Genomic DNA, 23976 nt, shown 5'->3' on the forward strand with positions numbered 1-23976 from the left:
GTAGGGCGTGACCGGATGAGGCATGCAAACGAGATGCACCGGCGCCACCGACGCCAGTTCCCCAAGACCAGAAATTCTTCCCGTCGCGGTGTTCCAGGACACCGCGATGATACCCTACCCGCAGGATAAGACATGGCAGATTTGATCGTAACGACGCGCGACGGCAATATTCGGACGTTGGCAGGCAAACCGGGATTTTCGGTGATGGAAGTCATCCGCGATGGCGGAGTGGACGAGTTGCTCGCGCTTTGCGGCGGCTCTCTGTCCTGCGCGACATGCCATATCATCGTCGATCCGGCGCAAGCCGCGCTGCTTCCTTCAGTCGCCGACGACGAAGAGGATCTGCTCGACGGTCTCGATAATCGCGCCCCTACTTCGCGTCTTTCGTGCCAGATTCCGTTCGCCGATACGTTGGACGGATTGCGTGTGACGATAGCGTCCGAGACCTGAGAATAACGTCGCTGCGACAGGGGCGAACATTTCCACCTTGGCTTTTCAGCCCGTCAGCCATAAAGCGGCCTGTCCGCTAGACCACCACGATAGCCGAGAGCCTCATTCGAATGCAGATCATCGTCCGTGACAACAATGTTGACCAAGCCCTCCGCGCTTTAAAAAAGAAGCTGCAACGCGAAGGCGTGTATCGCGAGATGAAGCTTCGTCGGCATTACGAGAAGCCTTCGGAAAAGCGTGCACGTGAGCATGCTGCCGCGGTGAGCCGTGCTCGCAAGGCCGACCGCAAGCGCGCCGAACGCGATAATTGATATCTGCTGATCGGTCGCGCGTAGCGATCGATCACGGTAAAACGGCTACCCGACAGCCGCTCACCGAGACCGTCATCCGACAGTCTCGGTGAGCGGCTGTCGGCGTTCGTCTTGGTTTCATTCTTCGAGCTGGAGAGTATTTCGAACCCGATTTCCGCGATCGACTCGGTATAGCACTGGCCAATGCCATAGCTCCCGTAATCGCGCCGCTTCCATAGCAAGCCGCGGGCGGGCTAGTCGCCAGCATCACCACGGTTCGGCGCTTTTGTGATGACCCAATTCCGATAGCCTCGGATCGGCATTCTCAAAACCAAGTCCTTCGGACGATGAAGGCGAGCTCCCCAACGCCCGCGCCCCGAGCGTTGGCGGCGATGCGAAACGGTTCGCACACCTACACTTACTCCCGATCGCTTCTTCCGACTGCACCGCCTCGGATTGCAAGGTCTCGGCGGGCACTCGATCAGTCCAACCGCCGACGGGCAACGCTTCGACGTCGAAGAGGCTCGCCCCCGCTCCCCGTCACACTACAGTCTCGCAGCAACGATCGAGCGATCTGACCAACCGCAGCCGGTGTAGTTCTTTATAGACCAGTTTTGGTTTCGATAGTTTGGTTCCCGCGATATAGCGACGGTTCGAAATAAACATATCGTTAATCTCTAAATGAGAAGAGCCTGACTCAGGTTGATCGCGCTGCAAATCGGTAGCGTCATCAGGCTATGCTGCGGGTCAGCCTTCGGCAGCATAACCATCTTGCTCAATCAGGGAATGACGATGCTTCCGATGATCAACACAACCACTTCGAATGTACTTTGCACCCCGATGGGGCGTTTCGCTCTGTTGGTCACTGCCTCGATGCTCGCCGCGGCACCTGCGCACGCCTCGACCCAGGGAACGCTTGGCGCCACGTCGCAGGGCTCCGTGCAGATCACCGTCTCGGTCCCCAGCCGCGTACAGATCTCCAACCTGACAGACGTCGATCTGACCAATTCCGAGCTGGGCAGCGCGGCGTCGCGTCCACAAAACCCGTGCGTGTGGACCAACACGGCGACGAGGAGCTATACGATCACCGCCTCGGGAAGCGGTACCGGCAATGCGTTCACGCTCGCGTCCGGCCAACTCGCGCCGATCTCCTACGCTGTGCAATGGGCTGGGACGACGGGGCAGACGACGGGCACCGCACTGACGCCGGCCGCCGCGTCGAGCAGCTTCGTCTCGACCGCATCGCTACCGGGCTGCACCCTAGCCGGATCGAGCGCCAGCCTGATCGTGACGGTCGCCGATGGACAGCTGGCTACGATGGCGTCGGAGACGCCTTACACGGGCACGCTGACGCTGCTGGTCAACCCTATCTGATCGGGCGGCGGCGGGGCGCGGAGGAATGAAAAGCCTGCGCCCCGCCCTCGCCGTCCGTTGCGCATGCATCGCATTGCTACTGGGCCTGTTCGTCGGCGGTCCGGCTGAAGCACAGCGCGTGCGGATCGACCGTCTCGCGGACTTCAGCTTCGGTCTGTTGACGACCACGACGAGTGACATTCGGCAGAGCGGCAACGTCTGCATTTCTACGACGGGTCTCGGCGGGTATAACGTGCGCGCCAGCGGCAGCGGCAGCGGCGGGCTTTTCACGCTTGCGGGCGTCGGCGCGCCGCTGGCATACGAAGTGCAGTGGAACGGCACTGTCGGCCAGCAGTCCGGGACCGCACTGGTTCCCGGCCAGACGCTCGGTGGCCTGACCACCGCAGCGCTCGGCCTGAACCTCAATTGCCTGCTGAGCAACACGGCCAGTCTTATCATAGTGCTGCGCGCGGCGGAGTTGAGCAAGGCGACGGCTGGCGCCTATTCCGGCACCCTGACCCTTGTCATCGCGCCGGAATAGTGGCGGCCCGAGGATGCGCGTACGTACTTCCGCGGGGGCCTGGTGCGGTACGCTCGCCGCGTTTGTGCTGTGCGATCCAACCGCGGTATCCGCCCAAACGCCCGCCGACGCCACGCGGATCAGCGGCGGAACGCCCGCCGGGTTCGATGCGCTGCTGACGCCGCAAGAGGCGGTGGTGGACGTCTATATCGGGGGCCGCGCGATCGGCAAGACGCGGGTACGCTATGCCGCGGGCAAGATCACGTTCCTCGATATCGACACCGTCCTTGCGCGGATCCCCGACCTGATCGACCCCGCGGCGGTGCGCGCTGCGCTGGCCGCGCCCGATCTCGATACGAACGCCGACCTGATCTGCGCACCCGAAGCCGACGCGGGGACCTGTGGCGTGCTGAAACCTCCCGTCGCCGGCGTGATCTTCGACGAAGCGCGGTTTCGCGTGGACCTGTTCATCGACGCACGGCAACTCGCTGTCCAAACGGCCGCGCAGCGCGAATATTTGCCGACGCCCGATGCCGGCCTGTCGCTCGTCGACCAGTTGGGTGGCACGATCGCGGGGAGCGGCGGGGATGCCGATTACACCATCCAGAACCGCGCGATCCTCGGCTATCGCAACGGACGCCTGCGCGGCGAACTGTCCTACTCCTCGCGCTATGGGCTCATCGCCGACACGCTGGTCGCCGAGGTCGACAAGCCCGGCCTTCGCTATGCGGCCGGTGCGATGTGGGCGCCCGGCATCGACCTGACGGGCCGTCGCAAGTTCGTCGGCGTCGGCATGCAAAGCCAGATCGACACGCGGTTGGACCGCACGTCGATCGCCGGCACCCCGCTGGTCGTCGCGCTGGCGTTGCGCTCGCGCGTCGACATCCTGCGCGACGGACGGCTGCTGACCTCGCGCATCTATGACGCCGGCAATCAGGCGCTCGATACATCCGGACTGCCGGACGGCGCGTACGAGGTCGTCCTGCACGTGCAGGAGGCCGGCGGTGCCAGCCGCGACGAACGGCGGTTCTTCACGAAGAACGCTGCGATCGCCGCGGTCGGCGAGCCGATCGTCTTCGCATATGCAGGCCTGCTAGCGAATGATCGGTACGGCTCGCTGATCGCGGTGTCGCGCAAGCCCTTCTACGAAGCCGGCGTCGCACGGCGGCTCACCCCGCATTTGGCGCTCGACGCGACGGTGATGGGGACCGACCGCACGGCGCTGGTCGAGGTCGGCGGCTATTGGTTGACCACCGCGGCGCAGATCCGCGCGGCCGCAGTCGCCTCGGTTCGCGGCCAGCTAGGCGTACTGTTCCAGACCTATTCGTCGGGGACCGCCGCGCTCAGCTATGCTCTCGACCTGAGACGCGTCTGGAGCGCGGGCGACCGCCCCCTGATCCCTGTCGGCGAACAGCGCGGCTACGACGTCGTCACGATCGATCGCGCCGCGCAATTGTCCGCCGGCAGCTTCACCCAGGCCAATGCGACGCTCGGCTACACGCTACGCCCGGGGCAGATCGGCATCAGCGGCTTCTACCGCAGCGACTCGCGTGCCGCCCGCAGTTACGGCATCGGCCCCACCGCCTATTTTCCCCTGATCGAACGCGCGGGCATGCAAGTGATGCTCCGCGGCGACATGACGCTCTCGAACCGCGGCACCTCGGCGTTCCTCGGCCTCAGCTTTCAGCGACTGCGCGGCACCTCGTCGCTCACCGCCAGCCTCGGCGGACGGTCGACTTCGGGCAGCAGCATTGGCAGCGGCGCGGCGCTGGTCGGCGACATCGGCGGATCGTGGCAGAAGACAGGCGTGCTGGGCGGTAACCTGGCGCTTTCCGGCGGACTGGAACGCGAGGTTGCGGGGTCCCTCGCGCGCGGTCATGCCGATCTGCGTGCCAAGAGCGCGACGATCTACGCGGACGTGGCGCAGCCGATCACCGGCAGCAACGGCGCGACCCAATATGGCCTGAGCTTCCAAACCACCGCTGCACTCACCGGGAAAACCGTCGTTTTCCAAGGCCTCGAACGCAGCGATAGCGCCATCCTGGTGTCGGTCGATCGAGACCCCGACGGTGCGCCGCTCGGCGCTCCGTTTGAAGTGCTGGTCGACAATACGACACGCGGTGTCGTTCGCGCCGGCCGTTCGCTGTCGGTGCCCGTCGCATCCTATCGCAGCTACGCGGTGCGCTTGCGCTCCGTCGGCGACGCATTGATGCGGGTCGATGGCGTCGCCCGCCAGGTCAGCGTCTATCCGGGCACGGTGGCGCGGGTCCGCTGGTCGGCGCAGCGTGTCGTGGCGATGTTCGGCCGGATCGTCTGGGCCGATGGCACCCCTGTCGCCAACGCCGCGGTCCACGCGTCCGACGCGATCGGAAACACCGACGACAACGGCTATTTCCAGATCGAGGCAGGCTCTCGATCGGTGTTGAAAGTCCAGGCGATCGACGGGCGGCAGTGCCGGCTACAGGTCTCCGCAACCCCCTCGACCGAAAGCTACGCAGCGCTCGGGACTCTCAGATGCGGTCACCGGCGTCCCGGTCCCGAGATGGCGGACCCGACTCCATGACGATACGAAAGGATACCAAAATGACGAGCGTGCACAGACGAACGGCGATCGCGGGTGTAGCGGCGGCGATTGCGATAGCCGGAACCGGGGCAACCCCGGCCTACGCCGACCTGGTACTCAGCCAGGTCGTCGTCGACATGCTGCCGAATGCCGCCCCGCGCGTCGACGTCGAGGCATCGAACACCGGCAAGGAACGCATGTACGTCGTTGCCGAACCATCGGAAATCGTGGACCCCGGCAAGCCGGAAGAGCGGCGACAGGCCAGCCCGGATCCCGCGGTCACCGGTTTGCTGGTAACGCCGCAGAAGATGATCCTGGAGCCGGGCGAGCGCAAGTTGCTGCGGATCGCCGCAGTCGCTCCCCGCCGCGCCCGCGACCGGATCTACCGCGTGACCGTAAAACCCGTCACCGGTGAAATCACGGCGGCCGGCTCGGCGCTGAAGGTGCTGGTCGGGTACGACATGCTGGTGATCGTCCGGCCGACCGCCCTTTCCGGCACGGTCACCGGCCAGCGCAACGGCGCAAGCCTCGCACTGACGAATACCGGCAGTACGAACGTCGAGATATACGAAGGCCGACAGTGCGATGCCAACGGCAAGGACTGCCGCGCGCTGCCGCCTAAACGCCTCTATGCCGGGGCAAGCTGGACGCAAACCATCGATCCTGCCCGCCGCGTCGACTATAAAATCAAGACGAGCACGATCGTCGAAAACAAAAGCTTCTAGGTCGATCGTGGGTCGGACCGCGACACGGGACGACGCCGGTGGCTGATCGCCCTCCCCATCGGTAGGTCCGGCAGTGATCGACTCAGGCGATCACTTAGCTCAACCAGATCAATTTTGCACTGCAGCATAAAGCTCCTACATCCGGTCCGAAGCAATCAACCGGAGACGACGCATGGCCCTTATCGGCAGCAAGATTAAGCCGTTCACCACCCAGGCGTACAAGGAAGGCAAGTTCGTATCGGTCAGCGACACGGACGTGCTCGGCAAGTGGGCGGTGTTCTTCTTCTACCCGGCGGACTTCACGTTCGTGTGCCCGACCGAGCTCGAGGATCTGGCCGACGTGTACCCGACGCTGCAGAAGATGGGCGTCGAAGTGTTCAGCGTCTCGACCGACACGCATTTCAGCCACAAGGCATGGCATGACACCTCGCCGGCAATCGGCAAGATCAACTATTACATGCTGGGCGACCAGAACCACAGCATCAGCCTCAACTTCGACGTCCTGCGCGAAGGCCAGGGCCTCGCGGATCGCGGCACGTTCGTGGTCGATCCGGACGGTGTCATCCAGTTGATGGAGATCACGTCGGAGGGGGTCGGCCGCAACGCCGCCGAGCTGCTCCGCAAGATCAAGGCCGCACAGTACATCGCAGCCCATCCGGGCGAAGTGTGCCCTGCCAAGTGGGAAGAGGGCGAAGACACGCTCGCCCCGAGCCTGGATCTCGTCGGCAAGATCTAAACTTTCTCGGCTCCCTTGCGGAACTGAGTGAAGGCGGCCCGGGACGAGCACATCCTCCCGGGCCGTTCGCGTTCTAGACATAGAAAAACGACCCAGAACCATTGGGAATATCGGAGTTTACCTCATGCTCGACGCCAATCTGACGCAGCAGCTGAAGGCCTATCTGGTCAACATCCGCCAGCCCATCGAACTGGTCGCCAGCCTGGGCGACGACGCCAAATCCCGACAGATGGGCGAGCTGATCGACGAGATCGCCGTCCTGTCGGACCAGATCACGGTGGTTACCGCTGACGACAAGCGCAAGCCGAGCTTCATGATCCGCCGCGCCGGCACCGATATCGGCGTGCGCTTCGCGGGCATGCCGATGGGCCATGAGTTCACCAGCCTCGTGCTGGCGCTGCTTCAGGTCGGTGGCCATCCGTCCAAGGCCGCGCAGGATCTGATCGCGCAGGTCCAGGCGCTCGACGGCAAATTCCACTTCGAGACCTATTTCTCGCTGTCGTGCCAGAACTGCCCCGACGTGGTGCAGGCGCTGAACCTGATGGCGGTCCTCAATCCCGGCGTGACGCACACCGCGATCGATGGTGCGCTGTTCCAGGACGAAGTCACCGAGCGCAAGATCATGGCGGTGCCGACGATCTTCCTCAACGGCGAGCCGTTCGGCCAGGGCCGGATGGAGCTGGAGCAGATCGTTGCCAAGCTCGACACCGGCGCGACCGCCCGCGTCGCCGAGAAGATCTCGCAGAAGGATGCGTTCGACGTGCTCGTCATCGGTGGCGGACCCGCCGGCGGCGCTGCGGCGATCTACACCGCGCGCAAGGGCATCCGCACCGGCATCGCCGCCGAGCGCTTCGGCGGACAGGTGCTCGACACGATGGCGATCGAGAACTTCATCTCCGTCCCGCATACCGAAGGCCCGAAGCTCGCCGCGGAGCTGGAGCGCCATGTCCGCGACTATGACGTCGACATCATGAACCTGCAGCGTGCCGACAAGCTGATCCCGGCGGCCAGCGAAGGCGGCCTGCATGAGGTCGTGTTCGAGAGTGGCGCATCGTTGAAGGCCCGCACCATCATCCTGTCGACCGGTGCCCGCTGGCGCCAGATGAACGTGCCGGGCGAGGACACGTACAAGAACAAGGGCGTGGCCTATTGCCCGCACTGCGATGGTCCTTTGTACAAGGGCAAGCGCGTCGCGGTCATCGGTGGCGGCAATTCGGGCGTCGAGGCGGCGATCGATCTTGCGGGTATCGTCGCGCACGTCACGCTGGTCGAATATGACAGCGACCTGCGCGCGGACGCAGTGCTTCAGCGCAAGCTGGCGAGCCTGTCCAACGTCCGCATCATAACGTCGGCGCTGACCACCGAAGTCCACGGCGACGGTGATCGCGTGACCGGGCTATCGTACCGCGACCGCAATCACGACACGATGCATCAGGTCGAACTGGAGGGCATCTTCGTACAGATCGGCTTGGTCCCGAACACGGAATGGCTGCGCGATGCGATCGCCCTCACCCCGCGCGGCGAGATCGAGATCGATCACCGCGGCCACACGTCGCAGCCCGGTATCTTTGCTGCAGGCGACGCCACGACCGTGCCGTTCAAGCAGATCGTGATCGCGATGGGCGAAGGGTCGAAAGCAGGGTTGTCGGCGTTCGACTACCTGATCCGCATGCCCGCGGAAGAGACGAGAGACTGGGAAGAAGCCGCCTGACACCCCACGGCCGCTGGATACATCCAGCGGCCGACTGGACAACGCGTATCTCACCTAGGCGGCTGCCAACGAGTGGTCTTCGGTACCAGTGGTACGCTCAGTAAAATGCCGTTCGGATCGGCGGCCGGGCGGTAGCGCCTCGGTACAGTCCGATGCGCTTGGCTTCTCTCTACGTCGTTCACGCGCGAAGCACCGAACTACCCACGCGGTAACGTCACTTCCCCCCTCCCTGAAAGGAGGGGCGGGGGTGGGTAGGTTTCCCCAAGCCCGTCCGCCGGTGGCTAGCGCATCGCGATACCGCATCGACAACCGACTTCGGCCGCTGGCAGGATGTTCCGCCGCGTGTCCACGTCCTCGAAAGCGCACGTCAAGTAACCGTGGAACCCTAGCTAAAAAGCGGACCTGGCAGCCACGCTAAAGCTCGACCGCTACAGTTCGACTGCGACCCAACACGAAGATAGAGCTTCGTCCGGCGCAATCGAAACAAGTCGGGCGGACCAACGAAGGTCCGCCCGCCCCGATCAAGCCGCCATGAACATCTCAGGCGGCAGCGCCATCAGCGACTCCGCGCCACCCTCGATCTTGCGACGCAGTGCACCCGCATCCGGCAGGATCCGCTCGGCATAGAAGCGCGCCGTGACCAGCTTGGCGTCGAGAAACGCAGTCTCGCCCTCGCCCGCCGCCTTCAGCTTGGTCGCGGCGACGGCCATCCGCAGCCACATCACGCCGACCGCCACGATCCCCATCAGGTGCATATAGCTTACCGCGCCCGCACCGACGTTCTCCGGGTTCTTCATGCCGTTCGCCATGAACCACATCGTCGCCGCCTGAAGCTGGCCGTTCGCCTTCTCCAGCGCCTCGGCGAACACCGCCGTTGCCGGATTGGCCTTCGCCGCGGCGATGTCGTCCGCTACCAGCTTGAAGAACGCCTGGATCCCGCGCCCACCATTCTGCGCGAGCTTGCGCCCGACCAGATCCATCGCCTGGACGCCGTTGGTGCCCTCGTAGATCATCGCGATCCGCGCATCGCGGACATACTGCTCCATGCCCCATTCGGCGATGTAGCCGTGCCCGCCGTAAACCTGCTGCGCGTTGGTCGCGATCGCATAGCCCATGTCGGTGCCATAGCCCTTGATGACCGGGGTCAGCAGGCTGATGATGTCACCCGCCAGTTGGCGCTCTTCCTCCGTATCGGCATGATGCTCGAGATCGGCCTGGAGCGCGGTCCACAGGATCAGCGCGCGCAGGCCCTCGGTCAGCGACTTGCCCTCCATCAGCATGCGGCGGATGTCGGGATGGACGAACAGCGTGTCGGCCTTCTCCTGCGGCTCCTTCGGCCCGGTCAGCGCGCGGCCCTGGCGTCGGTCCTGCGCGTACTGGACGGCGTTCTGATACGCGACTTCGGCCACGCCGAGCCCCTGCAAGCCCACGCCAAGACGTGCGGCGTTCATCATGATGAACATCGCAGCGAGACCCTTCATCTCCTCGCCGACGAGCCAGCCGGTCGCCGAATCATAGTTCATCACGCAGGTCGAGTTCGCGTGGATGCCCATCTTGTGCTCGATCGAACCGCAGTTGACGCCGTTGCGCGCACCCAGCGACCCATCCTCGTTCACCATGACCTTCGGCACCACGAACAGCGAAATGCCCTTCGAGCTGTCCGGCGCACCCGGCGTCTTGGCCAGTACGAGATGAATGATGTTCTCGGTCAGGTCATGCTCGCCGCTCGAGATGAAGATCTTGGTGCCGGTGATCGCATACGAGCCATCCGCCTGCGGCTCGGCCTTGGTGCGGATCAGGCCCAGATCGGTGCCGCACTGCGGCTCCGTCAGGTTCATCGTCCCGCCCCATTCGCCCGACACCATCTTCGGCACGTACATCGCCTTCTGCGCGTCCGAACCCTTGGCGATCAGCGCGGCGATCGCGCCGTGCGTCAGGCCGGGATACATCGCGAACGCCATGTTCGACGAGATCATGTATTCTTGAAACGCGGTCGACACGACGTGCGGCATGCCCTGCCCGCCATACTCCGGCTGGTTGCCGAGCGTCGCCCAGCCGCTCTCGACATACTGCTTGTACGCTTCCTTGAAGCCGTCCGGCGTTGTCACCGAGCCGTCCTCATGGCGCGTGCAACCCTGCTGGTCGCCCGACAGGTTCAGCGGGAACAACACTTCGGCGACGAACTTGCCGCCCTCCTCCAGCACCGCGTCGACGACGTCGGGCGAGGCCGCATCGAAGCCGGGGAGATTGGAATAGCGTGGCAGGCCGACGACATGCTCGAGGACGAAACGCGTGTCGCGGACGGGGGGCGTATACTGGGGCATGGTTTATCCTTGCGGGGTGTCTTGGGCGCGGCTCACTTCGAGAAGGGCCACGAAACTGGTGAGTTCGTCGATGGCGAGATCGATGTCGCGCTTCTGTGCGGTCAGCAGCGCGATCCGCGCCTGGCTGCGCTCGATCACCACCTGCCGCTGCGCACGCCGGCCGTCACCGAGATCGTAGAGATCGATCATCTCGCGGATTTCGCCAAGACTGAACCCGACGCGCTTGCCGCGTAGGATCCAGGCGAGCCGCGCGCGATCACGGTGCGAATAGATGCGCTGCGTACCACGACGCTCGGGCGCGATCAGCCCCTCGTCCTCGTAGAACCGGAGCGCGCGCGCGGTCACGTCGAACTCGGCGGAGAGGTCGGAGATCGTGAAGCTCTCCCGGTCGTGCCGCGGTTCGATCACCGCGTAGGACTCGGGAGAAACCGGATAAAGAGAAGCTCGTGTCGCCATCTTCGAAGAGATAACTCTCGTTTACGTCAACGTCAATTAGCGCAGAGCAACTTCCCGGCAGATGATCGCAGCGTTGAAGCCTCCGATCGCGATTCGCTGATCCGGTCCACCGTCACAGCGGCCAGCGAAGCGCGGCCGGTACACAGCGATTCGCAGGCCTCGGGCATCTCGGCCGGAAAGACGATCCGGTCGCCATCGAACTTAGCGTCGAACTTGCAAGTGCCGAATCCGACCTTAAGGGCATCACCCGACCGCTCGACCATTCCCGATGCGGTACAGCCCTGGGCCTCGCCATAATCGACGCTGACCCCGATCCGGGCGGTCTTCTCGGTGCCGACGACGCAGACCCGGTCGGTATCGCGCGCCCAGGATCCTTGCAGCGGCGCGTTCGGATCCGGCACGATCCCCGCCGTCTCGGCCGCCGCCTCCAGCCGAGCCCCCGCACTGTCCGCCACCGCAGACTTCGGTTCCTGTCCACAACCGCCCAACACTAAAGCAAGCAGCAGCACCCGCCTCATTCGGCCGGCACCAGTCTGCCCCCCTCGATCCGCCGGAAGAAGCACGTCCGCTCGCCGGTGTGGCACGCCGGCCCCGCGGCATCGGCGATCACCCACACCGCATCCTGATCGCAATCGATCCGCAGTTCGGCGACGCGCAACACGTTCCCCGACGTCTCGCCCTTCTTCCAAAGCTTTTCCCGACTGCGCGACCAGAAATGCGCCTCGCCGGTCGTCTGCGTCTGGGCCAGCGCCTCCGCATTCATATGCGCGACCATCAGCACGTCGCCCGATACGCGATCGGTGACGACCGCGGTCAAAAGCCCGGCGGAATCGAATTTCGGATCGAGCGTCAGGCCCGTGTCGCGGCTGTGTGTCATGCCACGGATATACCCGAAACCCTCCCTGATGCGACCAGCAGCACGCAATGTTATTACAAACAGGCGACAAGCCCGCCAACCGCTCGTATAGGGCAGCTTCCGCACGACGTGAGATCCGGCATGCAGACGACCAATCCTTTCGATGACGACAAACTCCGCGAAGAATGCGGGGTGTTCGGCGTCTCCGCCACCGATGGCGCGGCCGCGCTCGTAGCCCTGGGGCTGCACGCGCTGCAGCACCGCGGGCAGGAAGCCGCCGGCATCACGACCTTCGATGGGGCCAATTTCCACACGCACCGCGCGATGGGGCATGTCGCGGGCAATTTCGACCGCGACGACGTGATCCGCGCCCTCCCTGGCACCGTCGCGTGCGGTCATGTCCGTTATTCGACGACCGGCGAGACGGCCTTGCGCAACGTCCAGCCGCTCTACGCCGAGCTGTCGACCGGCGGCTTCGCGATCGCGCATAACGGCAATATTTCCAATGCGATGCGGCTGCGGCGTGAGCTCGTCCGGCGCGGCTCGATCTTCCAGTCGACCAGCGATACCGAGACGATCATCCATCTCGTCGCGACGTCGAACTATCGCACGCTGCTCGATCGCTTCATCGATGCGCTGAAGCAGATCGAAGGCGCGTATTCGCTGATCGTGATGACGCCGGAGGGCATGATCGCCTGCCGCGATCCGTTGGGTATCCGCCCGCTCGTCATGGGCAAGCTCGGCGACGCGGTGATCTTCGCCTCAGAGACGGTCGCGCTCGACGTGGTCGGCGCCACCTTCGTCCGCGCGATCGAGCCCGGCGAACTGGTCATCGTCCAAGGCTCGGAAATACGCTCGATCCGCCCGTTCGCGCCGATGGCGGCACGGCCGTGCATCTTCGAATGGGTGTATTTCTCGCGCCCCGATTCGATCGTCGACGATCACTCGATCTATTCGGTCCGCAAGGCGATCGGCGCGCAGCTCGCGATCGAATCGCCGGTCGATGCCGATCTCGTCATCCCCGTCCCCGATTCGGGCACGCCGGCGGCGATCGGCTATGCGCAGCAGTCGGGCATCCCATTCGAGCTCGGGATCATCCGCTCGCATTATGTCGGCCGCACGTTCATCTCGCCGGGCGACAAGGTCCGTCACCTCGGCGTGAAGCTAAAGCACAACGCCAACCGCGCCCTCATCAAGGGCAAGCGCGTGATCTTGGTCGACGACTCGATCGTCCGCGGCACCACCTCCCTGAAGATCGTCGAGATGATGCGCGAAGCCGGCGCCGCCGAAGTCCATATGCGGATCGCCAGCCCGCCGACGCGGCATTCCTGCTTCTACGGCGTCGACACGCCCGAGCGCGAGAAGCTGCTCGCAGCCAAGCTCGATCTCGGCGGAATGACCGGCTTCATCCACGCCGATAGCCTCGCCTTCATCTCGATCGACGGCCTCTACAAGGCGCTCGGCGAGGCGAAGCGCGCGGATGTCCGGCCGAAATATTGCGATGCGTGCTTCACCGGCGACTATCCGACCACGCTGACCGACCATGACGAAGGTTCGGAAGTCGATCAGTTCGCGATGCTCGCCGAACGCGTCATCTGATATCCCCGGAGCGATTATGACGGACAAGCCTCTCGAAGGCCGACTGGCCTTGGTAACCGGTGCCAGCCGCGGCATCGGCGCTGCGACCGCGATCGCGCTGGCGGCAAAGGGCGCACACGTCGTCCTGACGGCGCGCACTCCTGGCGGCCTCGAAGAGGTCGAGGCGACGATCCACGCAGCCGGCGGCTCCGCAACGATCGCTCCGCTCGATCTGGCCGAGAGCGAAGCCATCGCACGGCTCGCGACGGCGATCGGCGACCGCTGGGACGCGCTCGACATTCTGGTACTTAACGCCGGCATGCTCGGCTCGCTGTCGTCCGTCCCGGCGATCGATCCGAAGGAAATGGCGCAGCTCCTGACGCTCAACGTCAGCGCGCAGGCCGCCCTGATCGCGGCATTCGATCCGATGCTGAAGAAGGCGAAGTCGGCCCGCGTGATCGGCGTGACCTCCAGCGTCGGCCGCAAACCCCGCGCCTATTGGGGCCTTTACGGTGCCTCGAAGGCCGCGTTCGAAACCCTCCTCGGCGCATATGGCGACGAGATGGCCGAGATCAGCGCCATCCGCACCGCGATCGTCGATCCGGGTGCGACGCGCACGAAAATGCGCGCACGGGCGTACCCGGGCGAAGATCCGAACTCGGTGAAAGAGCCGACAATAGTGGCCGACCGCATCGTAGCGCTGGCGATCGAAGGCTTCGAACCCGGCCATCTCGAGCGGGTCGGTTAAGCCACTACCCCGTCATTCCCGCGGAGGCGGGAACCCAGACTGGCTGGCCAAGCGACTCAATCAACGATGTTCGCCAATATGGATCCCCGCCTGCGCGGGAATGACGGATTGGGAATGGCAGGCGCTACCGCTTCACTAGAGTAACCTGCGCCACATCGATCCCGCCGCCTAGAAACCCACCCTCGCAATACATCAGGTAATACCGCCACAACGCCACGAACCGCGCATCGAACCGCGCCGGCAACCGCCCCTTGGCCACCGCAGCATCGAACGCCACCCGCCAGCGCCGCAACGTCTCGGCATAGTGCAACCCGAACCCGCGCCGATCCTCCCACACGAGCCCCCGCGCCTCCGCCAGCGCGCGAAACCGCGGCTCGGACAACAGCATCCCACCCGGAAACACGTAGCGCTGGATAAAATCGACACTCCGCGAATAGGAGTCGAAAATCGCATCGTCGATCGAGATATACTGCAACGCCGCGCGCCCACCCGGCTTCAGCGCACGCGCGATCGCGTCGAGATACACCGGCCAATATTCCTCGCCGACCGCCTCGACCATCTCGATGCTCGCCACCGCGTCATAGGTCCCGGTGACGTCACGGTAATCGGTCAGCGCCACGCGCACGCCGTCGAGCCCCGCCGCCGCGATCCGCTCGTCGACCTGCCGCTTCTGCTCGGTCGACAGCGTCAAGGCATGCACACCAACGCCCGCGCGCGCCGCCATCTCCGCGAACGATCCCCAGCCGCAGCCGATCTCCAGGATCGTATCGCCCGCCCCCGCCCCGGTCCGGTCGAGGATTGCACGCAGCTTGGTCGCCTGCGCCGCCTCATGCGGTTCGGCATCATCGAACGGCTCAACAAAGATCGCGCTGGAATAGGTCAGGCTCGGATCGAGCCACGTTTCGTAGAAATCGTTGCCGAGGTCGTAATGCGCCGCGATGTTCTTCCGCGAGCCAGTCGGGTCGTTCCGCCGCATCCGGTGCCACGCCCGCGCCGCCAGCCGCACCACGCCCCCCGATCGCGCCGCGCCCCCCAGCGACCGCCGGTTGCGCATGAACAGGTCGAACAGCGGCACCGGATCGGGGCTAGACCAGTCGCCCGCCGCCCAGCCCTCGTACCAGCCGACCGACCCCGCCGTCGCAAGCCGCACCAGCGCGCGCCAACGATGCACGGTCACGACAGGCAAAGGCCCCGGCGCACGTCCGCCGATCAGCCGCCGCGTGCCGTCCGGTAGCCGTGCATCGATCCCGCCGCTCTCAAGCCCCGCGTCGATCCGGTCGAGCAGTCGGTGGAAAACCGGCGCGACGAGACGCGCAACCGGGGAAACCTGCGCGGCGGGCACATCATCGAAAGCGGGAACGGCAGTCATCGCGGCGCTCCATGCAACAGGGGCCGCAGCGAGGAAAGAGCCGACGGCGCGGAAACGGCTAGAACGCGATCACCCAGCCAACACCGCAACGCGCTCCCCTCCCTGAAAGGGAGGGGTTGGGGGTGGGTAGGCCTGTTCGAGCCACTATCGTTCGACCAAGCGGAGCCCAACTTACCCCCAGCCCCCCTTCCATGGAGAGGAGCAGACGCACCCTACCGCGCGTGCCGCCCCGCCTCGAGCGCCCGCTCCCGCCCTTCCCGATGCCCCACGATCTTCGCCGGATAATCGCGCGGCCGACAACCGGATTCCTCCGGATCGTGGACAGCCCCCCCCGACACCTTCGCCAGTTCCGGCACCCACTTCCGAATATAGTCCCCCGCGTCGAACTTCTCCGACTGCGACAACGGCGCCATGATCCGCCCGAACATGTTCGAATCCACGCCCGTCCCGGCTACCCACTGCCAGTTCACCGAATTATTCCCGTAATCCGCATCGACCAGGCAGTCCCAGAACCAGCGCTCCCCCTCGCGCCAGTCGATCAGCAGATGCTTCACCAGGAAGCTCGCCGTGATCATCCGCACGCGATTGTGCATCCACCCGGTCGCCCAGAGCTGGCGCATCCCGGCATCGACGATCGGATATCCGGTCCTGCCCTCCTGCCACGCCTTCAGGTCCGCATCGACGTCCTTGCCCGACCGCCAGGGCAGCTTGTCGAACTTGGGCCGTCCGTTCGTATCGCCGTAATCCGGCATCGTCAGCACGACGCCATCGGTGAAGTCCCGCCACGCGAGTTCCTTGCGAAACGTTGTCGCGTCGCCGTGCCCCTCGACCGCATGCCACACCGCACGCGGCGATATCTCCCCGAAATGCAGATGCGGCGACAGGCGCGACGTGCCGTCGATCGACGGCATGTTGCGATCAACGTCATACGCCTCAACGATCGGCGCCATCGCCTTCGCATTCTCCAACGCCTGAGGCTCGCCCGGCGTCCAGTCCTTGAACCCCGTCGACCAATCTGGCTTGGTCGGCAGGAGATCCCAGTCCGCCAGTTTCTGGCTCTTCGGCCACTTCGACGGCGCCGGGATCGTCCTCGGTACAGGCTCGGGCTCGCCCGGCGGCATCATCTGGTTGAGCGCCTTCCAGAACGAGGAATATACCTTGAACTGCCCGCCCGCCCCCGTCTTCACATCCTCGACGCGCGCGAGATGGTTGCCGTCGTGCAGGCACAGATCGCCAAGCGCTCCCTCGGCCTTGCGCCACCACGGCTCGTAATGCCGGATCGCATGCACCTGCCCGGCGCCGGTTTCCTCCATCAGCGCCGTCAGCACCTCGACCGCATCCCCGCGCCGCAGGATGAGCCTCGATCCCTTGTCGGCCAGCGATTTGCCGAACGCGTCGAGCGTATGATGCAGCCACCAGCGCTGCGCCCCGCCCATCTTCCATTTCCCCGGCGCATCGTCGTCGAGCACATAGACCGGGATCACCGGCCCCGCATGCGCGGCCGCGATCAGCGCGGGTTGATCATGAAGGCGAAGGTCCTGGCGCAGCCAGAGCAGGGAAGGTGTCGTCATCGCGCGTTCAATGCTTCAACCCGCAGTCCGGCGTCACCCGCTACCGCAAAAGTTTGGCCGAGTGTCAGAATCGCGGCGACGTGCCGTTCGGCGATCGCCAGCGCATCCTCGCCGTACCCGCCGCCGACCGTACTCGCGAGCGGCAAACCCCGCGCGATCGCGAGGCCCGCGACCAGCCGCTCCCGCCGCGCCAGACCATCCAGGGTCAGCGACAACCGCCCCAGCCGATCGCCATCGAACGGATCCACCCCCGCCTGATACAGGATCAGCTCCGGCCGAAACTCGTCGAGCAACGGCACCAGCGTCGCTTCCAGGGTCGCCAGATAAACCTCGTCGCCCACCTTGTCCGGCAGCGCCACGTCGACCGTCGACCGCGCCTTCCGCACCGGAAAATTCTTCTCCGCGTGGATCGAATAGGTCGCGATCTCCGGCCGTCCCGCGAGCAGCGCGGCGGTCCCGTCACCCTGATGCACGTCGCAATCGACGACGAGAACACGCGCCACGCGGCGTTCGTCGATCAACCGCGCAGCCGCGACCGCCAGGTCGTTGAAAACACAGAACCCCGCCCCCGTGTTCGCCAGCGCATGATGGCTCCCCCCCGCCGTATTCGCAGCAAACCCGTGCTCCAAAGCGAGGCACGCGGCCAGCCAAGTCCCGTGCGGCACGATCGCCGCGCGCGACGCCACCGCCTCCGTCACCGGGAACCCGATCCGCCGCTCCTTCTCCTTCGGCACGTCCGCGCGAAGCACTTCGGCGACGTAATCCTCGTCATGCACGGCCTCCAGCCACGCGGTCGGCGTCGTCTCGGCGCGGTGCCAAGCGACCGCATCGCCCTCTTCAAGCAGCAGGTCGCGGATCAGCCCGTTCTTGTTCCAGCGATAGGTCGAGCGCGCGGGCGCCGGCGTGACATAGTCGGGATGGTGGACGACATGGATCATGCTCCGTAGGTAGGAGCGCGCTGGCCGAGACCCAAGCTGCCCGAGCCTCAAGCCCCTGCGTTGCGGAGACTATTTTGACCGACGTTTCGACCCTCCCCTACCGTCCCTGCGCCGGGATCATGCTGATCAACGCCGAGGGCAAGGTCTTTGTCGGCCAGCGCAACGATTCGCCGCTGGAGGCGTGGCAGATGCCGCAGGGCGGGATCGACCCCGGCGAGGACGCCGAAGCCGCCGCACTCCGCGAACTCGGCGAGGAAACCGGCGTCATGCCCGACAAGGTCGAGCTGATCGCCGAAGCGCCCGGCGAGTTCGTCTACGACCTCCCCCCCGAACTGCTCGGCAAGGTCTGGAAAGGCAAATGGCGCGGCCAGACGCAGCGCTGGTTCCTGTACCGCTTCCACGGCACCGACGCCGACGTGAACATCGCCACCGAGCACGAGGAATTCCGTGCGTGGCGCTGGAGCGATCCCGCCGACCTGCCGCGGCTGATCGTCCCGTTCAAGAAGACGCTCTACGAACAGGTACTCGCCGCCTTCGCGCCACATCTCGGCGCAACCTCGGCACGCTGAGCAGTTCCCAATCCGCTACGCTGCCGTTACGGAACGGCTGTGCGCCGCTTATCCCCTCTTCTGTTCGCCCCGTTCCTCTTGGCGAACGCGCCCGATCCGCAATCGGTGATGATCCCCGAGACGATCCGCGCGATGCTCGATGCGGCGCTGGAGGCGGGCAACGAGGCGGACGTCAACACGATCGCCAAATACGCCCGCGCCGCCGATCCGCTCAGCGGCGACGCGGTGCTGGCGATCGCCGAGAAGTGGAAGGCCGACCGCGCCGCCCAGCGTACGCAGGTCATCCGCCAGGCGAGCTTCCTCGACCTCTGGAGCGGCAAGGCGGAGGTCGGCGGTTACCTCACGACCGGCAATTCAGACACGGCCGGCGGCACCGCGGTACTCGACCTCAACCGCGAAGGCCTGCGCTGGCGCCACAAGTTCCACGCCCAGGCCGACTATCAGTCGAACCTCAACATCACGACGCGCGAGCATTACCTCGCCTCGTACGAGCCCAACTACAAGATCGACGACCGCGCGTACGTCTACGGCGTCGGCCAGTATGAAGGCGACCGGTTCCTCGGCTATTACAACCGCTATTCGACGTCGATCGGCGCTGGCTACAGCGTCATCAAGACCGCGGGTACCAAGCTCGATCTCGAACTCGGACCAGCCTATCGTCACACCGAATTTACCGACGATACCGTGCAGAGCAGCCTCGCCGCGCGTGGCACTGCGAACTTCAGCATCCGCATCCTCAGCGGGCTGTCGGTCAGCCAGGTCGCGTCCGCCTATGTCCAGCGCTTCAACAGCACGCTCAGCGGCACGACCTCGATCAACGCCAAGCTGATCGGCCCCCTGTCCGCCGCGCTGTCCTACAGCGTCCAGTATGAGAGCGAACCGCCGATCGGCTCGGTCTCGACCGACACCACCAGCCGCGCGTCGCTGGTCTACAGCTTCTGACGCTGTTCCCACACGCGCCCGGCCTCGCTAGGATCGCGTGATGAGGGGACTTTCGACGATAGAGCGCGATGCCGTCGACACGGCGGGCGCAGCATCGATGCTGGCGCAGGTCGAGTCATGGGCGGCCGTCAACAGCGGCACGCGCAACCTCGCGGGCGTCGCGACGATGGCCGGCTTGCTGCGCGACGCATTCGCGGTCCTGCCTGGCGAGATCACGCTAGTAGAGCCGACGCCGGTTGACAGCATCGGCGCGGACGGCGTGGTTTCGGCGATCCAGCACGGCAAACACCTACACCTCGTCGTCCGCCCTGACGCGCCGGTCCGCATGCTTTTCACCGGACACATGGACACGGTCTACCCGGTCGATCACGCGTTCCAGTCCCTGCAATGGCTGGACGACGGCCGGCTGAACGGTCCTGGCGTCGCGGATATGAAGGGCGGGCTGTCGGTCATGCTCGCCGCGCTCAAAGCGGTCGAAGCCAGCCCCCTCGCCGCCCGCATAGGCTATGAAATCGTCATAAACTCCGACGAGGAAACCGGCTCCTTCTCCTCCGCCGCGCTTTTAGAACGCGCGGCTCACGGCAAGGTCGCCGCGCTGACCTACGAACCCGCGCTCGCCGACGGTACGCTCGCAGGGGCGCGTGGCGGCACGGGAAACTTCTCGATCATCGTCCACGGCCGCAGCGCGCACGCCGGCCGCAACCCGGAGGACGGCCGCAACGCACTCGTCGCAGCCGCCGACATCGCGGTGCGCCTGTCGAAGGTGCGCGGCCCCCGCCTCGCGGTGAACCCGGCAAGGATCGAGGGCGGCGGCCCCAACAACGTCGTCCCCGACCTCGCCATCCTCCGCATCAACTTCCGCCCCGCGACACTCGACGACATCGCCCGCGCGAGGTCGCACATCGATTCCGTGGTCGCGATGGTCGCTGCCGAGCACGACGTCCGCATCGAGGTTCATGGCAGCTTCAATCGCCCCCCAAAACCGATCGACGCGAGCGCCGCGCGCCTGTTCGATCTGGTCAAGAGTTCCGGTGCCGACCTCGGCCTCGACATCGCCTGGAAAGCCACAGGCGGCGTCTGCGACGGCAACAACATCGCCGCCGCCGGCGTGCCGGTCGTCGACACGATGGGTGTCCGCGGTGGCGCGATCCATTCGACCGACGAGTTCATGATCCCCGACAGCCTCGCCGAGCGCGCGGCGCTGTCGGCGGTCACCATATTGCGCATCGCGGAGGGCCGTTTGTGAGCTTCAGGATCCGTGCCGCGGTCGACGACGATCTCCAGCACCTCTACGAAATGGCCAAGCTCACCGGCGGTGGCTTCACCAACCTGCCGCCCGATCGTCGCGCGCTGACCGCCAAGCTGGAGCGCAGCCACGCCGCCTTCGCGCGCACGGACGGCCCGGTCCAGGACGAGTTGTTCGTGCTGATCCTCGAAAATATCGAGACGAAGGAAGTCCGCGGTACTTGCCAGATCTTCACGCAGGTCGGCCAGAGCTACCCGTTCTACAGCTACCGGATCGGCCAGCTCACCCAGCATAGCCGCGAGTTGAACCGCACCTTCCGCGCCGACATGCTGTCACTCGCAACCGACCTCGAAGGCGCGAGCGAAGTCGGCGGGCTCTTCCTTCATCCCGGCGAACGCGCAGGTGGCCTCGGCCTGCTGCTCGCCCGCAGCCGCTATCTGTTCATCAAGATGCACCGCGCACGCTTCGCCGACCGCATCCTCGCCGAACTGCGCGGCGTCATCGACGAGGCCGGCGGTTCGCCGTTCTGGGACGGCCTTGCGGGTCGCTTCTTCGGGATGAATTTCCAGGACGCGGATCAGTTCAATGCGATCAACGGCCATCAGTTCATCGCCGACCTCATGCCCAAGCACCCGATCTACACCGCGATGCTCACCGAGACCGCGCGCGCCGCGATCGGCCTTCCCCACCCCTCGGGCCGCGCTGCGATGCGGATGCTGGAGAACGAAGGCTTCGCATTCGAAAACTATGTCGACATCTTCGACGGCGGCCCGACGATGACCGCGCGCACCGACCAGGTCCGCTCGATCGCCGACGCACGCGACAGCAAATTGGTCGCGATCGGCGACGACGGCGGTAAGGAGGCCCTCGTCGCGACCGGCCACCTCGCAAACTTTCGCGCCGCATTCGGCAAGGTCCGCGAGACCGAGGAAGGCGTCGTGCTGGCGGAAGATTGCGCACGCGCTTTGGATGTCCGCGAGACCGACCACGTTACACACGTCGCTCGCCTATGACTGCCCAGCCCGGGCGCCTCAATGTCGGGTTAATTTACAGTTAACCACGTCAATGCCCGCAGAAATGGCGGATATCGACCACTGTTACGTATCTTGCTAATCCGCTCGCCATGTGGACCCGATTTGCGCGCCTCTTCATCATCAAGACCAAGTTCGAGGCCTTCCTCGTCATCTACGGCCTAGGGCTCGGTGCCGTCGAACGCGGGATGCACTATCTCCAGCAATATCCCGGATATGGCGGCTGGCTGCTATTCGCCGCCTGCCCGATCGCCGTATTCATGGCAGGCGGGCGGATCATCGATTCGGTCGACCAAGCCCGCGACCGATAGATCGACCGATCAACTCGTCTGCTGCGTGAGATGCAGGTACCGGCTCGAAAAGTCGGCCAGTTCGCGCAGCGCATCCCATCGCGGAAAGCTGATGCGCCGACGGTTGCGTCCGATCAGCCCATCGGACTCCAACGACTTGATCGTTCGGTTGACATGCACCGCGGTCAAGCCGAGCGCGTCGCCGAGCTGCTCCTGGCTCATCGGCAACTCGTAGCCGTCCGGTCCGGTCAGCCCTTGTCGATCGAGACGGATCGCGAATTCGCACAGGAAATGAGCCAGCCGCGATCGTGCGTCGCGCCGACCGATGTTGAGGATCCATTCGCGAAAGATCGATCCCTCGACCAGCGTGTTGACGAAGATCGCGTTACCGATCGCCGCACGTGTCCGGGCCAGTTCGCGGAGCGCTGACCTCGGGATCGTAGCGACATCGGCCCGGGTCAGCGTCTGCACGTTGTGATCCGCCACATCCAGAAACAGATGCTGAAAGTCGAGCGGTTCGCCGGGGATATGGAGCGACACGATCTGTCGCATGCCGGCTCCGGTCAGCTTTTGGCGATACGCGAAGCCCGACAACAGCACCGCGCATTGATCGGGCGCATCGCCTTCGCGCACGAGATAGGACGACGGCTCGAACGTCCGCAGCGTGTACGGCAGAGCGAGCAGAGCCGTGCGGTCGTCGTCGTCCAGCACCGCGTGCGTTTCCAACTTCCGAACCATCAGCGCCAGGGGGCTGGGCGTCGTAGCCATGAGTGTAATCCCGCAGAGATCGGGGCGGGAGCACATGCATCTCTCGGTCGTCAGGGCCCAAAAATCGGCTGGCGATAATGTCTTTTAACATAACCTGAGTGGAATGTTTTAATTAATGTTTGAGCTACCCGATTTGCTCCAATCAATTCCCCAATTATCCAAACAAAATTAAAATTACCGGTTTCGGGGTTCGCCGATGACGACGCTGAAATTTGGCCGCTCTAAGCGAGATCAGGTTTTTTAAGCGAACAAATGTTTAGTTTTATTCACGACGAATACTTGATCGGCGAAATTTCATCGGTTTGATACTCATTTCATGACGCTCAATGACTGTGCGGCGTCTTCCAGCGCTGAACCAACCCGGCCATGACCATGTCGACCGAATCGACCTGCGCGGCGATCCGCTGGTGCAGCAGGCCCGCCGCATCCCTGAAACGCCGCGCCAGCAAATTATCCGGGACGATCCCCAACCCGACTTCGTTCGAGACGAGGATGACGCGGCCTTCCAACCGCGCGATCGTCTCGACCAGCTCGTCCACGCGCGCCACGATGGCCTCGTCGGCAAGCAGCAGGTTCGACATCCACAGCGTCAGGCAATCGACCAGCATCACCGTTTCCGTACCGTCTTCGCGTCGCAACGCTTCGCCGAGCGCGAGCGGAGCCTCGACGGTCCGCCACCGATCGTCACGGTCGGCGCGGTGACGCGCGATCCGGTCCTCCATCTCGCCGTCGAACGCCTGCGCGGTCGCGATATAGACTAGCCGCGTTGCGCGATCCCCCGCTGCCGCTGACGCCGCTGCTTCCGCTACGGCCTGCGCATGTCGGCTCTTCCCCGACCGTGCGCCGCCAAGCACGAACAGGCTTTTCCCGAACGGTGTTCCGATCGATTGCATCCCACCGTCTCCTTCGCGCTTGCTCGACGGGCCCGGAATGACGATGACG

At 64.9% G+C, this 23976-nt stretch carries 24 protein-coding genes; 15 read left to right on the plus strand and 9 right to left on the minus strand.

Going from position 1 to position 23976, the window contains the following annotated elements; genetic code table 11:
* The first annotated feature begins 132 nt into the window (after positions 1 to 132).
* The 8 genes from U1708_RS04780 to ahpF all read left to right on the plus strand — a co-directional run bounded on the left by U1708_RS04780 (position 133) and on the right by ahpF (position 8348).
* Positions 133 to 450 (plus strand): 2Fe-2S iron-sulfur cluster-binding protein, encoded by a 318-nt coding sequence (locus U1708_RS04780; protein ID WP_332743254.1) that lies wholly within the window; start codon positions 133 to 135, stop codon positions 448 to 450.
* A gap of 110 nt (positions 451 to 560) precedes the next feature.
* The gene (gene rpsU, locus U1708_RS04785; protein ID WP_031393196.1) at positions 561 to 761 is read left to right on the plus strand and encodes a 30S ribosomal protein S21; all 201 of its coding nucleotides are present in this window, start codon (positions 561 to 563) and stop codon (positions 759 to 761) included.
* An 819-nt stretch (positions 762 to 1580) separates the two neighbouring features.
* Positions 1581 to 2114, plus strand: coding sequence for a hypothetical protein (locus tag U1708_RS04790; RefSeq protein WP_332743256.1), 534 nt, complete (start codon positions 1581 to 1583; stop codon positions 2112 to 2114).
* Between the two features lie 25 nt (positions 2115 to 2139).
* Positions 2140 to 2634: a hypothetical protein gene (locus U1708_RS04795; RefSeq protein WP_332743258.1), complete on the plus strand. Its 495-nt coding sequence runs from the start codon at positions 2140 to 2142 to the stop codon at positions 2632 to 2634.
* Between the two features lie 13 nt (positions 2635 to 2647).
* Entirely contained in the window at positions 2648 to 5176 is a 2529-nt protein-coding gene (locus U1708_RS04800) for a TcfC E-set like domain-containing protein (RefSeq protein ID WP_332743260.1), read from the plus strand.
* 20 nt (positions 5177 to 5196) lie between these two features.
* Complete coding sequence (locus U1708_RS04805) at positions 5197 to 5901, plus strand: fimbrial biogenesis chaperone (protein ID WP_332743262.1); 705 nt, start codon at positions 5197 to 5199, stop codon at positions 5899 to 5901.
* A 172-nt stretch (positions 5902 to 6073) separates the two neighbouring features.
* Positions 6074 to 6637 (plus strand): alkyl hydroperoxide reductase subunit C, encoded by a 564-nt coding sequence (gene ahpC, locus U1708_RS04810; protein WP_307085404.1) that lies wholly within the window; start codon positions 6074 to 6076, stop codon positions 6635 to 6637.
* Between the two features lie 124 nt (positions 6638 to 6761).
* Positions 6762 to 8348 carry an alkyl hydroperoxide reductase subunit F gene (ahpF, locus tag U1708_RS04815; protein WP_332743266.1) on the plus strand — a complete coding sequence of 529 codons (1587 nt, stop codon included), beginning with the start codon at positions 6762 to 6764 and terminating at the stop codon, positions 8346 to 8348.
* A 521-nt stretch (positions 8349 to 8869) separates the two neighbouring features.
* On the opposite strand, the gene U1708_RS04820 is transcribed toward ahpF, so the two are convergent.
* From U1708_RS04820 to hisI, 4 genes are read right to left on the minus strand one after another with little or no spacing between them, the layout of a single operon-like run.
* A complete protein-coding gene (locus U1708_RS04820) occupies positions 8870 to 10672 on the minus strand; it encodes an acyl-CoA dehydrogenase C-terminal domain-containing protein (protein ID WP_332743268.1) in 1803 nt (600 codons plus the stop codon).
* A gap of 3 nt (positions 10673 to 10675) precedes the next feature.
* Positions 10676 to 11128 (minus strand): MerR family transcriptional regulator, encoded by a 453-nt coding sequence (locus U1708_RS04825; protein ID WP_332743270.1) that lies wholly within the window; start codon positions 11126 to 11128, stop codon positions 10676 to 10678.
* A gap of 32 nt (positions 11129 to 11160) precedes the next feature.
* A complete protein-coding gene (locus tag U1708_RS04830) occupies positions 11161 to 11583 on the minus strand; it encodes a hypothetical protein (RefSeq protein ID WP_332743272.1) in 423 nt (140 codons plus the stop codon).
* A gap of 59 nt (positions 11584 to 11642) precedes the next feature.
* Entirely contained in the window at positions 11643 to 12005 is a 363-nt protein-coding gene (hisI, locus tag U1708_RS04835) for a phosphoribosyl-AMP cyclohydrolase (RefSeq protein WP_332743274.1), read from the minus strand.
* A 120-nt stretch (positions 12006 to 12125) separates the two neighbouring features.
* Between hisI and purF the strand changes: the two genes are divergently transcribed.
* Both purF and U1708_RS04845 read left to right on the plus strand, forming a co-directional pair.
* A complete protein-coding gene (gene purF / locus U1708_RS04840; RefSeq protein ID WP_307085415.1) occupies positions 12126 to 13583 on the plus strand; it encodes an amidophosphoribosyltransferase in 1458 nt (485 codons plus the stop codon).
* Between the two features lie 16 nt (positions 13584 to 13599).
* Positions 13600 to 14310, plus strand: a complete 711-nt coding sequence (locus U1708_RS04845) for an SDR family NAD(P)-dependent oxidoreductase (protein ID WP_332743278.1) — start codon at positions 13600 to 13602, stop codon at positions 14308 to 14310.
* A 124-nt stretch (positions 14311 to 14434) separates the two neighbouring features.
* Here U1708_RS04845 and U1708_RS04850 read toward each other — a convergent pair whose 3' ends face one another.
* From U1708_RS04850 to U1708_RS04860, 3 genes are all read right to left on the minus strand, one after another.
* Positions 14435 to 15679, minus strand: coding sequence for a class I SAM-dependent methyltransferase (locus tag U1708_RS04850; protein WP_332743280.1), 1245 nt, complete (start codon positions 15677 to 15679; stop codon positions 14435 to 14437).
* Positions 15680 to 15891: 212 nt separating this feature from the next.
* Positions 15892 to 17250: a cryptochrome/photolyase family protein gene (locus tag U1708_RS04855; protein WP_332743282.1), complete on the minus strand. Its 1359-nt coding sequence runs from the start codon at positions 17248 to 17250 to the stop codon at positions 15892 to 15894.
* Positions 17247 to 18188, minus strand: coding sequence for a histone deacetylase family protein (locus tag U1708_RS04860; RefSeq protein ID WP_332743284.1), 942 nt, complete (start codon positions 18186 to 18188; stop codon positions 17247 to 17249). Before U1708_RS04860 ends, U1708_RS04855 begins: the two co-directional genes overlap by 4 nt.
* A 74-nt stretch (positions 18189 to 18262) precedes the next feature.
* Here U1708_RS04860 and U1708_RS04865 point away from each other — a divergent pair, with 74 nt between their 5' ends.
* The 5 genes from U1708_RS04865 to U1708_RS04885 all read left to right on the plus strand — a co-directional run bounded on the left by U1708_RS04865 (position 18263) and on the right by U1708_RS04885 (position 22287).
* Positions 18263 to 18757, plus strand: coding sequence for an RNA pyrophosphohydrolase (locus tag U1708_RS04865; protein ID WP_332743286.1), 495 nt, complete (start codon positions 18263 to 18265; stop codon positions 18755 to 18757).
* A 39-nt stretch (positions 18758 to 18796) separates the two neighbouring features.
* On the plus strand, positions 18797 to 19699 hold the full coding sequence (locus U1708_RS04870; RefSeq protein ID WP_307085430.1) for a DUF481 domain-containing protein: 903 nt from the start codon (positions 18797 to 18799) through the stop codon (positions 19697 to 19699).
* A gap of 40 nt (positions 19700 to 19739) precedes the next feature.
* Positions 19740 to 20945 (plus strand): hydrolase, encoded by a 1206-nt coding sequence (locus tag U1708_RS04875; protein ID WP_332743289.1) that lies wholly within the window; start codon positions 19740 to 19742, stop codon positions 20943 to 20945.
* The gene (locus U1708_RS04880) at positions 20942 to 21958 is read left to right on the plus strand and encodes an arginine N-succinyltransferase (protein ID WP_332743291.1); all 1017 of its coding nucleotides are present in this window, start codon (positions 20942 to 20944) and stop codon (positions 21956 to 21958) included. The genes U1708_RS04875 and U1708_RS04880 overlap by 4 nt, the downstream gene beginning before the upstream one ends.
* Positions 21959 to 22068: 110 nt before the next feature.
* On the plus strand, positions 22069 to 22287 hold the full coding sequence (locus U1708_RS04885) for a hypothetical protein (RefSeq protein WP_332743293.1): 219 nt from the start codon (positions 22069 to 22071) through the stop codon (positions 22285 to 22287).
* A 9-nt stretch (positions 22288 to 22296) separates the two neighbouring features.
* Here the strand turns inward: U1708_RS04885 and U1708_RS04890 are convergent, their stop codons facing one another.
* Positions 22297 to 23034: a Crp/Fnr family transcriptional regulator gene (locus U1708_RS04890; protein WP_332743295.1), complete on the minus strand. Its 738-nt coding sequence runs from the start codon at positions 23032 to 23034 to the stop codon at positions 22297 to 22299.
* Positions 23035 to 23357: 323 nt separating this feature from the next.
* Entirely contained in the window at positions 23358 to 23927 is a 570-nt protein-coding gene (gene cobU / locus U1708_RS04895; RefSeq protein WP_332743297.1) for a bifunctional adenosylcobinamide kinase/adenosylcobinamide-phosphate guanylyltransferase, read from the minus strand.
* Between the last annotated feature and the right edge of the window lie 49 nt (positions 23928 to 23976).

Origin of the sequence: Sphingomonas arabinosi, from assembly GCF_036663715.1 — a bacterium.
GTDB lineage: Bacteria > Pseudomonadota > Alphaproteobacteria > Sphingomonadales > Sphingomonadaceae > Sphingomonas.